This is a genomic window from Nitratidesulfovibrio sp. D1 (assembly GCF_051133415.1).
In the GTDB taxonomy this organism is placed as follows: domain Bacteria; phylum Desulfobacterota; class Desulfovibrionia; order Desulfovibrionales; family Desulfovibrionaceae; genus Cupidesulfovibrio.
In genome coordinates, this window is record NZ_JBPGNZ010000002.1 from 43,536 (window position 1) to 56,303 (window position 12,768).

The 12,768-nt window shown below is 59.5% G+C and carries 11 protein-coding genes and 1 pseudogene; 7 read left to right on the forward strand and 5 right to left on the reverse strand.

What is annotated here, in order from left to right; genetic code table 11:
* Positions 1-6: 6 nt before the first annotated feature.
* Both ACR4XJ_RS03365 and ACR4XJ_RS03370 read left to right on the forward strand, forming a co-directional pair.
* Positions 7-1,797 (forward strand): DUF6538 domain-containing protein, encoded by a 1,791-nt coding sequence (locus tag ACR4XJ_RS03365; protein ID WP_434753879.1) that lies wholly within the window; start codon positions 7-9, stop codon positions 1,795-1,797.
* A 105-nt stretch (positions 1,798-1,902) separates the two neighbouring features.
* On the forward strand, positions 1,903-2,328 hold the full coding sequence (locus ACR4XJ_RS03370) for a hypothetical protein (protein ID WP_231039109.1): 426 nt from the start codon (positions 1,903-1,905) through the stop codon (positions 2,326-2,328).
* A gap of 296 nt (positions 2,329-2,624) precedes the next feature.
* Here ACR4XJ_RS03370 and ACR4XJ_RS03375 read toward each other — a convergent pair whose 3' ends face one another.
* Entirely contained in the window at positions 2,625-3,194 is a 570-nt protein-coding gene (locus ACR4XJ_RS03375) for an Hsp20/alpha crystallin family protein (protein ID WP_196610033.1), read from the reverse strand.
* A gap of 181 nt (positions 3,195-3,375) precedes the next feature.
* Between ACR4XJ_RS03375 and ACR4XJ_RS03380 the strand changes: the two genes are divergently transcribed.
* The 3 genes from ACR4XJ_RS03380 (at position 3,376) to ACR4XJ_RS03390 (ending at position 7,615) form a co-directional block, all read left to right on the forward strand.
* On the forward strand, positions 3,376-4,863 hold the full coding sequence (locus tag ACR4XJ_RS03380) for a site-specific integrase (protein ID WP_434753880.1): 1,488 nt from the start codon (positions 3,376-3,378) through the stop codon (positions 4,861-4,863).
* Positions 4,864-5,989: 1,126 nt separating this feature from the next.
* Positions 5,990-6,637, forward strand: a complete 648-nt coding sequence (locus tag ACR4XJ_RS03385) for a hypothetical protein (protein ID WP_434753881.1) — start codon at positions 5,990-5,992, stop codon at positions 6,635-6,637.
* A 396-nt stretch (positions 6,638-7,033) separates the two neighbouring features.
* Entirely contained in the window at positions 7,034-7,615 is a 582-nt protein-coding gene (locus ACR4XJ_RS03390; RefSeq protein ID WP_434753882.1) for a virion core protein, T7 gp14 family, read from the forward strand.
* A gap of 414 nt (positions 7,616-8,029) precedes the next feature.
* On the opposite strand, the pseudogene ACR4XJ_RS03395 reads toward ACR4XJ_RS03390, so the two are convergent.
* From ACR4XJ_RS03395 to ACR4XJ_RS03410, 4 genes and pseudogenes are all read right to left on the reverse strand, one after another.
* Positions 8,030-8,233 (reverse strand): annotated as a pseudogene (locus ACR4XJ_RS03395) (hypothetical protein); the annotation flags it as partial.
* A gap of 307 nt (positions 8,234-8,540) precedes the next feature.
* Positions 8,541-8,942: a KilA-N domain-containing protein gene (locus ACR4XJ_RS03400; protein ID WP_434753883.1), complete on the reverse strand. Its 402-nt coding sequence runs from the start codon at positions 8,940-8,942 to the stop codon at positions 8,541-8,543.
* Between the two features lie 265 nt (positions 8,943-9,207).
* Entirely contained in the window at positions 9,208-9,639 is a 432-nt protein-coding gene (locus tag ACR4XJ_RS03405) for a phage antirepressor N-terminal domain-containing protein (protein ID WP_434753884.1), read from the reverse strand.
* 18 nt (positions 9,640-9,657) lie between these two features.
* Positions 9,658-10,092 carry a BRO-N domain-containing protein gene (locus tag ACR4XJ_RS03410; RefSeq protein ID WP_434753885.1) on the reverse strand — a complete coding sequence of 145 codons (435 nt, stop codon included), beginning with the start codon at positions 10,090-10,092 and terminating at the stop codon, positions 9,658-9,660.
* A 272-nt stretch (positions 10,093-10,364) separates the two neighbouring features.
* On the opposite strand from ACR4XJ_RS03410, the gene ACR4XJ_RS03415 reads away from it, so the two are divergent.
* Positions 10,365-11,201, forward strand: coding sequence for a substrate-binding periplasmic protein (locus tag ACR4XJ_RS03415; protein ID WP_271370213.1), 837 nt, complete (start codon positions 10,365-10,367; stop codon positions 11,199-11,201).
* Between the two features lie 714 nt (positions 11,202-11,915).
* Positions 11,916-12,473 (forward strand): recombinase family protein, encoded by a 558-nt coding sequence (locus ACR4XJ_RS03420; protein ID WP_043608081.1) that lies wholly within the window; start codon positions 11,916-11,918, stop codon positions 12,471-12,473.
* Positions 12,474-12,768: the final 295 nt, after the last annotated feature.

Consider the following 12,768-nt stretch of genomic DNA (forward strand, 5'->3'; position numbering starts at 1 on the left):
GAGACGATGCCCAAACACCCCCGCCTGTTCCGCCGTGGAGCCACCTACTACCACCGCGCGGTCGTGCCCCAAGACATAAGGGCGACCTACCCCAAGACCGAAGAAACCTTCTCCTTGCGGACCACCGACTACAAGGAAGCGCTCCGGCGCGTCCGTATCGCCGCCGTCGAGGTGGATCGTCGGTTTGAGGCTCATCGCCGTATGCTTGCCGAGAGCGGTAGCAAGGCCCCGCTCAAGGAATTGGCCGACTCCGATATTGAGCGCGTGGCAGCGGCATACTACGCCCATCTACTTGAGGAAGATGAAGATATACGAATTCAAGGGTTCGCCGACGGCGGCGATGACGACGGCGTTGAGGACCAGAAGCTAACCGCCATCGTCCAGACCGATGACCCGGAAGTGATCAACCGGCTTCTCGCTGCCCGTCTGCAAGAGAGGCCATCGTTCACGGACCACCAAGCAGCAACAAGCATGGTCGTGGACAATACGAAGCACGGCTATGCCCGTGGCCGTGTTGATGCGTTCATCGCAAGCGAAGCCGAAGATGTCCTGAACTGGGACAACATCAACATACGCCTTGAGCCATCGTCACCCAGTTGGCCGAGGCTGGCCCGAGCGTTACAGGCGGCCACCCTCAAGGCATACGAGGCCATCCGGCGCAGGAATGAAGGCGAGGTCATCGAAACACCGAAGGCCGCCGGGGTGCCCCCTGAATCCAGAACGCCCCTGCTGTCGATGGCTGTCGAGGAGTGGATCGCGGAGAAGTCCCGCACCAGCTGGGTGCCCAAGACAGAGAAGGAGCATCGCGTCTGGATGGACCACTTTATCTCGCTGATTGGTGATCGTCCCCTCGATTCATACACCAAGGCCGATGCCAGGGCCTTCAAGGCCGTACTGCTGCGCCTGCCGCCAAACTGGGTCAAGGTTGCAGAACTCCAGGGGCTGCCCATCGAGAAGGCCGCAGACAAGGCCAAGAAGCTCGGCCTTGCTCCCATGTCAGACCACAACGTGAACAAGCTGATGCGGTACGTTGGCTCGTTTTGGACGTGGGCACAGGGGCACTATGACGAAGCCACGGCCCACCCATTCAACGGCCTCCAGATAAAGCTCAAGAAGAACGTGAGGGATGAGCGCGACCCGTTTACCACGGATGAACTGCGCACGATCTTCAACGCCCCGATCTACACAGGGTGCAAGTCGGCTGAACGGTGGCACAAGGCTGGATCGGTAATTCCGATTGAATCGGCCTACTACTGGGTTCCGTTGATCAGCCTCTATACCGGGGCGCGGCTGGGGGAGGTGCTCCAACTTTACCTCGCTGACATCCGAGAAGAAGATGATGTCTTGTACTTCGACATCAACGACGCCGGGGACGATAAGCGACTCAAGACGCCAAGCTCACGGCGCATCATCCCTGTTCATAACGACCTTATCGAATTCGGCTTGTTGGAGTACGTCGAGAAACGCAGGGGGCAGGGACACAAGCGGCTCTTCCCTGACATTGAGATGGGACAGGATGGCTACTACTCCTCGCCCTTCTCAAAGCGGTTCAGCAGGTTCCTGAAGTACACAGGAATCAAGCACAAGACAAACGCCTTCCACAGCTTCCGCCATTGCTTCGAGGATGCGTGCCGCGACTCCGACATCTCGACCGAGATTATGAACGCCTTGCAAGGGCACAGTGAAAAGGGGATGGCTGCGCGGTACGGCAAGGGATTCGCCTTGAAGAAGCTTGCCGAAGCGATGGGACAACTACGTTTCCGTGGTCTTGATCTGTCGCACCTCATGCGCCGCTAAAGAGCTGGCAATGTGCTGCGGTCTATTTCCCTCAAGCAGCATTGGATCAAATCATCGTCTATGGCACCCATGATTCAACCACCAACACAACACGGATCATCAACCATGAACACGACACAGACAGAAACCACCACTTCCATCACCCCCTCCTCTTCCGCCGCTGCCCTGCTCTGCGACCGTCTGTCCTACTGCCTGTCCGCCGTCCATGCGGTGGACCGGATAGCCTCCCTGCTGGGCCTCCCGCCGTCCACCGTGGCAAACCTGCTGGCCCCGGTCATGGGCAACACGGAGCACGGCAAAGGGCCGGACATCACCCGCCTCGACACCCTGTTCCACACCGCCAAGGTCTTCGGACTGATCGAGGAGTATGCCATCTGGGAGGCCCCCACCGCCACCGAAGGCCCGGACATCGGAGCACCCCAGATCACCGTCGAGGCCACAGACACCCAATGGCTAGAGTACCGGATCGTCCTGCCGGGCGCGGAGGTCGTGCTTGCCCTCCCCGGTGCGGGGGAGGCGTTGATGAACTGACCGGCCTACCCCGCCGGAATCGCGCGAGGTTGGCGTATCCGACCTGATCCTGTCCGGGCATGACCAACGATCTACCCGGACAGATTCACCCCCGAACTTGCACGAAAAAAGGCCCGCTGTGTTCTGATGACGCAGCGGGCCTTTTCGCGTTCTGGGGCAGTAGACTGACGACCATGCGGGTCCGGATCAATATCCAGGTATCGTCGTTGATTTCAGGCCATTACCGGCTTGATACCACCCCCGAACAAAGGGAACCTCAAGCTTGCTCTTGTTTCTTTGGACTGCCCTTGGTTAGGTTAGTCCTCGTTCGAATTTTCAATCGCAATCTTGCGGGATTCGGTTTCAATAGCCTTGTTTCTCGGCATGGTGATTCGCAGCACGCCCTTGTTCAACTTGGCGTTTATGCCTTCCTTGTCTGCATCATCAGGGACATTGAGTACCCGACGGAAGGAACCGTAAGAGCGCTCAATGCGGTAGTACCCCTTTTCTTCTGTTTTCTCCTCATGCTTCTTTTCGGCAGAGAGAATCAACACATCATCTTTCAGCTCAACAGACAAGTCGTTCTCTTCAATGCCGGGAAGGTCAACTTCAACAACGTACTCTTTGTCTGTGCCGTAAATATCGACCTTCGGCTTGATGACAGACTTGCCAAGCACCGGGCTGGCTGCGTCGAGCCAGCGGCGCGGCGAAGGCATTCCAAAGCCAGAGAACATTGAATCAACCATACGGTCGAGTTCGGCGTGGAAGTGGTCAAGCGGAGAAGCGTATTCCCGTGCTCCCCGTTCCGCCTGCTTAACCGGAAGGGTCTTTTCCTGTTCGCTTTCCCTCTTAAACCAGTTCCATGGATTCAGCTTAGAAACCATCATAGCGTCCTCCTTGAAGTGTTTAAATTGTGGTCAGCGTAGAATGAATAAATCAAGAGAAGGCGGTGTCAAGACATGGGGCATAATTTCGTAACATGCTAACAACAAGATACAAAACTAACAACAAAATACAAAACATGGCTGGCAGGGTGTTGGGCACACCACCGCCACGGCGCGAGAGGTCTTGCAGCGGGCGGGCTATCCGGCCACCGTGTCACAGCGGGTCGATTTCGGGGAAAAAAGCCCATCGAACGACGGTACCCCAACAAATGACGCGACCGGAACCGGATCGTCGCTCTCCGGCCATCCTCGTGCGTCGAAAGATGGCCCCGCAAACAACGATGGATCGCGGTCCCCTGTCTCCCGCCTTCAGTTCCTCAAGCTCTGCGATGCCCTGCTTCTGGCACAGGCCGCCGTCATCGAGTCGGCATCGTGTCCGACGTTCGCCGGGGAACTGACTGCCCGGCCCGACTACCGGCTTTCGGCAGTCCGAACCATCATGGACGTCCCCGGATGGCAGGCCCCGGCCACGGTGCCACATCCGGCCCTTGATTCAGCCCAGGCATCGACTACCACCGCCACCACCGGGGCAGCACAGGCCATCACCCTGTCGGCGGCGGTCGAAAAGTACATAGCGGCGAAAGACCCCGAACTGGCGGAAGGCAGCAAGCGCAACGTCTACGTCAACGTCCGCCAGTTTGCGGAGGCCATCACGGAAACGCGGGGCCGGGACGTCACCTTGGCTGAACTCGACCGGGACATGATCCGGGAATATGGCCGCCTCATGGCTGCCCAGCCTGCGAACCCGAAGAGCAGGGAGTACGCCGGTAAACGCCTGCATGCTCTCGCCGCTCTCGACCTTCCGGCGGAAAAGCGACTGTCCGCAAAGACGCTGAACACGAAGTTCAACATGGTCCGTTCGCTGCTGAACTGGCTGGAACTGGAATACGGGATCATCGCCAAACCCCTGAATGCCGCCTTTGTGATCCCGAAGGCGCAGGGGAAGGCCCGCCCATCCCGACGCCCGTTCACCACCGAAGAACTGCAACGGCTCTTCAACCCTCGTTCCTACCTCGCCGCTACCGGGCAATCCCCGGCCTACTTCTGGACGCCCCTGATCGCGCTGTTTACCGGCATGCGCATTGAGGAGATTGCACAACTCCTCGTGACCGACATTCGACTGGACGAGGGCGTGTGGTGCATCGATGTGAACGAGGCCGGAGACGGGAAGCACGTCAAGACCGAGGCGGGGGTCCGCTTGGTTCCAATCCACCCGTTCCTGATCGACGGCCTTGGGTTCCTGCGGTTCGTCGAGGAACAGAAGGCCGCCGGACACCATCGCCTGTTCCCCGACCTCAAGCGCGAGAAACGCGGCAACGTCGGTGGCCCCATCACCACTTGGTTCACCCGGTACCGGCGCAAGCTGGGCATCGGCGGGACGGACGGCGAGGAGGAAAGCTCCGTCGTGTTTCACTGTTTCCGCTACACTGTGATCAACCACCTTGAAACGCAGGCACGGGCAAACCTTCGGCTGATCCAGAAGGTTGTCGGGCACAGGCTAAAGGCCGGAGACATTGGCATACCCGAGCGGTGCAGCGGAAAGCATCCCACGGCCACCTTGCGAGATGAGGTGATCGCCGTTCTTCCGTGGGTGCCCCTCCCATCCTTTTGACATGATCTTCACGGCGCGGAGGTCGTGCCTGCCCTCCCCGATGCGGGGGAGGTGGCTCGAACGAGAAGCACCCGACCGCCCCTGACGCCGGGCTGAACTGACCAGCTGAATCCCTCGAAAATCGCGCGAGGATGCCCTCTCCGGCGTGATCCTGTCCGGGTATGGCCTAAGACCTATCCCGGCCTGATTCACCCCAAAACTTGCACGAAAAAAGGCCCGCTGTGTTATGACGACGCACTGGGCCTTTTCGCGTTCTGGGGGCAGGAGACTGACGACCACCCAGAGGCTGGCGCAAAGGCCGCATATCGTCATTGATTCCAGACTATTGTCGATTATGTCCCACTCTCGGGCAAAGGGCCGCCTTAAGCAGACTGAAAGGGACCACCTACCGGGGCTATAAACAGGATGAACTACGCCTGACACCCTAAGCCCACCTGCGGCTCACCTAACGCCAACCACAGGTCCGCTGTGTGTTGCCGACGCTGAGGGCCTTTACGCGTTCTGGAAGGGGGGGGGGCAGATTGACGACGTGTCATTTTCAAAGATTCTAGAATGTTATCGATTATGGGCCACTATCGGATATAAGCGCCAATTTCCAGAGCGACCATCAGTCGGTGAAGTTGAATGTTTTCAGGGTGATGTCAATTACCGTGCACTCTCGGGGAAAGACCACCCAGCACGACCTCAAGCCCACCTCAAGCACTCACCAGAGGAGCAGCTATAGCTCCCCTATAAGATATACTTAAAGAGAAGAAGTAAGAGAAGAAGTAAGAGATAACTATAGACGACTACTCCTAGAGTAACTCCTGTGGCTCACCTGATGCCAACCAAAGGCATCACCACAGGCCCACCTTCAGGGACGCCGCTGCCGTCGTCGTTCATCGTCCATCCCCGTCACAGTCACCCCACCAGCTACGCAAGCCTTCCTGTTCCCCTCTCGGTTCAACCGCCTGCGGCCTCACGTCTCCCCTCCACCGCGCATGGGGGACGGCGTGAGGTCGTGGGCGGTTCTTGGCGCTCCGGGGCACCCCGCCGTCAGCCCGTGAGGAGGATCAGTCGTCCATGTCGTTCAAGGCCCACCCTGTCCACCAACCCCAGCCGCTCTACCGAGAGCAAGGAACACACCATGACCATGAAGCTTACCGCCCCCACCATGTCCCCCGAACCTGCCGCCCTGACCATCACCACCTGCCCGCTTCTGCCGGAGACCCGTGACGCACTGCTGGAAGCGGTGGGGGACAATGTGGTCTTCACCAGCGAGGCAGAAGCCGAGGAGGTCTTCGCGGTTCTCGACAAGGTCTTCCCGGCCATATCGTGGTCCGATGATCCCAGTCCCACCAGTCCGGCCTCGTCCCTCTTCGACGCCATCAACGCCGCCGTCAGTTCCGGCAAGGTGGACCAGGAGCGAACCAAGCTGCTCTATGGCCTGATCCTCAACCCGGCGCGTCACATCGACCCGGCCACGGTGTCTGTCGAAGACCTCCGCATCGGACTCGACAATGTAGCCCGCAGGCTTCACGAGGTCGCCGACGCCCTCGGCAATGCCGCCGATGCCGTGAAGGCTGTGATCGACATAGAGGTCGCCCTTGCGGACGAAGTGAGCGAGGAGTTGATTGTTCGCCTCGCCCCGTCTGCCATCGCCATCACGACGTACCGGGACGCCGTGCTTGTCATGCGGTCCGCCGCCGAAGCGACCGAGGCCCGCGCCCGGTCCCTGCGGTCGGTGGCCCCAGCTCGTGTAACCTGCGCTCTTCGTGGCCTTAAGCGGGCCTAAGGGGATGGTCATCATGAACGAACCAACCACGACCACCCCTCTTCGCCCCGGCATGACTGCCCTTGAGGCCATCCGCCACCACTGCGTCCACGACTGCATGGGCGGTGACCGGCGGGCCGTCGAGGAGTGCGCCGACGCCGGGTGCCCGCTGCATCCCTACCGCTTCGGACGCCGGGCCACGACCTGTCCCCATCGGCCCACACCGGCCATCCGGTCCTTCTGCCTCTACCGCTGCATGGGAGGCGATGCCGAGGCCGTGGTCGGGTGCGAGCTGTCGCCGGACGTCGATCCCCGGTACTCCCCGTGCCACCTCTACTCGTTCCGCTGTGGCTGCAACCCGAACTACGCTGCCGCCACTGCGGGCCGGGATAGCGCGAGGTCGTCATGTGTGGTCTAATGGCAGGTCTCGCCACCTCACTTGCCATCGCGTCCACTGCTGCATCCCTCCACGCCCAACAGCAGCAGGCCGACGCCCAGGCATCGTACCAGTCGGCCATGTCCGACGAGTACGCCCGGACGGCCAAGCTGAACCAAGAGGCGGCCAACAGGGAATACATCGAGGCCGCAGCCGCCGAGCGCATCAACCAGATGCAGCAGCAGGCGTCGGCCTCCGAAGAACTCCAGAAACTCCAGCAGGAGAAGATGCAGAAGCAGGGTCAGGCCCTCGCCTCCAGTGAGGCCGCAGGCACCGCCCTCGACGCGCTCATGGCCGACTACGAGCGTTCCGCCGCCCAGAAGCGGGACGTGATCATGCAGCAGCTCGACATGGTGGGCGTCAACGCCGACACCGCCATCAGCGGCTACAAGGACAAGGCCGAGGCCCGCATGAAGTCCCAGTCCAACTACATCGGCTCCCCCATCAACCAGCCGAACTACCTCGGCGGTGCCCTGTCCATCGCTGGTGCGGGCTTCAGCGCATACGACAAGTACGTCTACCAGCCTGAACAGGGGGCCAAGCGGCCTACCGCCGTTCCGTAGGCGGTCGTGGTGGCCGTCGTGTTACGGTGGGCTGTTTTTCGATGAAAGACCCCACTGAGGTAGAGCCGCCCACACCAAAGTCCCGCCTCGCCCCTGTTCGCCTCTCTCCGGCCATTCTCGTGAGCGGACGGCCCATCCTGTCCCGCCTCGCGTGGCCCCATACCCACACGACGCAGCGACGGCCCCTCCACATGTCACCCACTCAAGGGCGGCACACGGAGGGGCCGTCGTTGTTCGCATCAGACTATCGGCTCTGCAAACGAGAAACGACCACGGCGCTAGGGCTTACAAGGAAATCGTGGAAACAACGGTCGCGTTTCCTCAACACTGTGGTCACCGGATTTTTGGTCCGATGGAGGCACCCGGCTTGCCAAGGACACTGTCCACTACCCGGCGGACATCCCCCAGACATCACCTGCCGGTAGGGTTTGTCTCGGCACAGCGACAGGCCCCGTCGTGCTTCTCGCGGATAATCCGTTCAAGGATCGTCGATCTACCGTTCCGGATGGCATCCACCTTGATGTCGGCCACTGTGTAGCCAAAGCAGTAACAGATTAGTTCAGCGTCCAAACTACATCCTCCCCCCTGTCTTTGCCCTTGAATGGCGCTGTTGCCCATTGAAGCAGCGGCTGATTTGAGGAGGATGACGGTGGCCGTCGCGGCACAGCATGACCAGCCCAAGGCTAGGGACTCCCCTCCTGCCTGTCGGCATGATCGCAGCGCCATCTACCATCATCCTCCTCAAGCCAGCCGGTAGCATAGCCCCGTAGCCCGCTTCAACACTTGCTCACGGCAGGTAGCGGCCTCATCCCTCCCCTCATAGGAGGAGCGCCCACATCGCCCCGTAGCCACAAGCACCGGGGAGGGCGTTAGTGGTTGGCACAAGGCGATGTGGGCACATGCGAGAGGAAGACCAAGGACTTCCTTAATAGCGCCTGTCCATGTCCATCGCAAGAGCCTTGATACGTTTCTCCCTGCGGTCAACGGCCATGTCGGGGTTCTGCTCTTCCTCCACGAACCGGCGGATGATGTTGTTGCAGTGGATGTGGAACTCGGGGGACAGATACTTGGCGTAGGCCAAGGCGATCTGCCAGTGGGCGAAGGTGCCACCGAAGCGGCCACGGGTGATGTGGATAAGGGGGGATTTTATCCCCTTTTCCAGTTCAGTGAGGAATTTCAGGGTGCTGGGAAGGCGAAGCCACTTCTGCGGCTTCTGATTATCGTCGCCGCCACTGGCCTTCCAGAGGTCGGTCAGGTTCACGAGCTTGTCGTCGGTGAAGCGGATGGTGGTGTCGTTGATCACAAGTGCGGGGGTGCAGGTGGGCATGATGGGCCTTCCTGCAAAGGGAAGGACGGGAGGCACTTCAGATTTTTGGCCAGAACCACACCGTATTTATTCACTTACTGCCCAGTTCCTGATATTCGGCGTGTGTTTCGTTTGACCCATTAGCCAGGTGGCGAGGATGGAATGACCAAGACGAGTTGGAGTGAACTTTGCGGTGCCTTATTTATCGGCTACATGCTCACTCTTTTCATAAGTGGGGCACTCAACGCGGATATGGATAAGGCGGGGAAGCTACTACTGACACTCTTCATTGCGGGTTTGATCTTAGGCCACATGAGGTAGGCCAAGGCGATCTGCCAGTGGGCGAAGGTGCCGCCGAAGCAACCGCCGTGGGCGAATGGCGCAGCCCCTTACGGAACCACGCATCAAGGGCGACGAAGCCCTCGGCCCGGAAGACGTTCAGCTTGTCCTGCACTTCGGGGCGGACCTTCTTGATGGTGAAGAGCCAGCCGGACAGGAACTCGATGGGGAGCATGACGTAGGCGCGGCTCTGGCCGGTGCCGGGGAGCTGCGTGGTGATTTCCACCACACAGGTGGCAAGCACCTGATCGGCCATGATTTTCACATGCTGGGACTTCCAGTCGATACCCAGCGCATCGCACACATGGCGGGGCGAGAAGTAGCAGCGGTCATCTTTGGTGACGGCGGCGACGTTCCGGGGCTGCCTCGTATACTGCACGGAGCAGTAGTAAACTCGTCAGGCAGGAGGAGACTGTTGATTGTCGCGCTTGGGTTCGTCGCCAATGGCCTTATAGTGTAAGGTCATTACCTCGTCCGGGCGGGCCATGATGTAGCCGCCGGTCTTCCTGATGGAGGGCAGGACTTCGGCGGTGACCCACTTCTTGAAGCGCAGGGCTTCGGGTTTGCGGGAGCGGAGGATGAGGGAGTACAGGCCGGATTCGTTGATGATCAGCGGGGCGCGGCCACCATGCGAACTTAAGGGATGCTTAAGTTGGGCCTTCTCGTCCTCGTCAAGACCGGCGAGGGCCACGGTGATGTTGGTCAGGCCGAGGGCATCGCACACGTCCTTCGCCACGAACCACGGATCGTCACCCTGCATGATGACGCGGAGGTTGCCGGAGAACAGGTCGGGGTTGCTGAAGATGACGGGGGTGTTCTGGGAGGGGGTCATGATTGGACGGAGCAAGGGGCTTGATTCAGGCCGGGCACTGCCGTAAATCAATGACCAAGGTCTCCTCTGGCCTGCGACTACGCCCAGCCACGGCATACCCCCCACCCCCTTACCGTGCGCGGCGTAGTCGCTCTTTTTCCCAGAATCAACAGCACGATACTACAAAGCAGGCGTAAACGGCTGCAACTGCGTCTTGCCTGTGTCTGTCCTTGGGCTTAATGTGGATGATGGAGGTCCCCTCATCTTGTTAAGCCTATTGGGGCAGCAAGGTCATGAAACGCTTTCTATTGCAGGCCGTTGCGCTGGCTTCCTGCTCATTGGCAGGGAACGTCTCGTACGCTGCGCCGGTAGATCATCTGTACGTCTGCTACATCGAGCATCCCCCGTACTACTATACAGAAGACGGGCAGCCGAAAGGGACGCTTGTAGCCAAGGTAAAGGCTATCCTAGAGGCAGCCCGTATACGGCACGAGTTCAAACCCATGCCAGCCAAAAGAGCCTTGGAGCGGGTCGAGCTTGACCCGACTGCTATCTCTATCGGCTGGTTCCGCACTGAAGCACGGGAACGTCGTTTCATTTTTTCACGTCCCATCTACACAAACCAACCACCAGAGCTTCTGGTGCTGTCCAGTCGTGCAGCCGAATTCAGGAAGCGCCGAACCTTCGTGGAGCTGATGGAAGACAGCTTCTTCCGCCTTGGAACTATTGTTGGATATTCCGAAGGCGAATACTGCGACCGAATCATCGCAAGGCATGCCGGGGATGTGTATCATCTTGCCGGAATGCGGGTGCAGCTTCTCAAGATGCTTCGCAACTACAGGATCGATGGTGTCCTAGTTCCCCCGGAGGAAGTCGATGCGCTCGTGAAGGCGGCGTCCATCCCTCGTGATGAGGTGACAACAATCAGGCTCGACGACATCCCCGCAGGTAACGCACGATACATCATCTTCAGCAAGCACGCCCACCCCGGTGTCATTGCGACGATCAACGCTGTGATTCAGTCCCTAGAGGATGCGTCGTCAGGGTCGGCCTCGTCGCCGCCGCTCATGCCTGCCGCTGGCCCCGGTGCTGGCGAATCTCCCCACAGGCAAGCCAGGGCGAGGCATTAGGGATAGAAGCTGGCGATGGGAAGGGCATGAAAAAGAGCGACCACGCTGCCGGAGGGGGTTCGGCATACGTGGTCGCCAGCATTGGGGAGATCAGGTAGGCATCCATTAAGTCGCCCTCATCCAGCAGGCAAGACCCTCACGTCATTTTTTGTTGTCCGTCGCCGTCGTCTTCGTCGGCTTCATAGCCCCCGGATGTTCTGACGCAAAAATCTGAAAGCCCATCTCTCACACCGACCGGGGCATATTCCCCCCGTACCGGGGTGGTCACAATCCATACGATCAGGGTCGCTACCTGCCCATCGTAACACCGTGGGCCGTTTTCCATCGAAGAACGCCCTTCCCCGCCGCTGCCCGACCTTTGGCCCATCCGTCTCTCGTTCCGTCGCTCTCTGTCCATCCTCGTGCGCTTCCGGGGCCGGGGTGCTTCTCATGCATGGAGGTGACCAAGGATCACCGCTGACTGGGACGACGACCACCACTCTCCGGACGTCCACCATAGGCGAGCCAAGCAATCGCCTCGGTCGATTGCTGCTGTCATCATCCATGCTTACCGTTCGATTGTGTGTCAGCCTAGGGTAGACCGCAAGTTGACATCTTTGCCTGACACTCTTTCTGTCAGTGTAGGATCGTTTTTTAGGTTTCTTGACATATTCGGTCAGATGTCTTAAACCCTTTCCTGACACATCTCTCACTGGTGCCAAACGGAGGAAGGGTATGACCACCGGGAAGAACATCGGATACATCCGCGTCAGCACAGCCGACCAGAATACGGCCCGCCAGCTTGAGGGCGTCACTTTAGATCGAGTGTTTGAAGATAGGGTAAGCGGGGGCACAACCAATCGGCCTGCCTGGAAGGACTGTCTTGCGTTTATAAGGGAGGGGGATGTACTGCACGTCCACTCTATCGACCGCTTGGCCCGTAACCTCCAAGACCTCCTTTCCATCCTGACGGCGATGACCGCATCGGGTATTACCGTCAAGTTTCACAAGGAAGGCTTGGAGTTCAACGGGCAGGACTCCCCTTTTCAGCGGCTTCAGCTTCAAATCATAGGCGCAGTAGCCGAGTTTGAACGGGCAATGATCAAAGAGCGGCAGAAGGAAGGTATTGCGATTGCGAAGTCTGCCGGGAAATACAGGGGGCGTAAGCCGAGCCTCGACAGCACGCAGATTGCCGAGATTCGTCGCCGATTAAAATCGGGGGAGAAGGTTGCAGCCTTGGCGCGTGAGTTCGGCATTTCGCGCCAGACCTTGTATGAAAGCCTTCGCCGGTAGGTGCTCCTGCCCCACACGTTTGCGGATGGAGCGCGTTGCGCCTGTTGGCTACAGTTTTTTGCCTGACAAGCAGCCTGCTCTGTCTTGCACCTGTTACAAAAACTTGCTACATCTCTCCAAGGTTGATGGTGCCTATCTAGCTAAAAAAGTAAGGTTCTTTCTTTGAGCGGCAAGATTCCCGCCGCCTCCACCAATTTCCGGGCCGACCCGCCGTAAGGCAGGTCGGCCCGAATCTTTTTCGGACCCGGCCCGCCCGCCCCCTGGCGCGGCGCAACGGGCGCCGGCATTGTCAGGC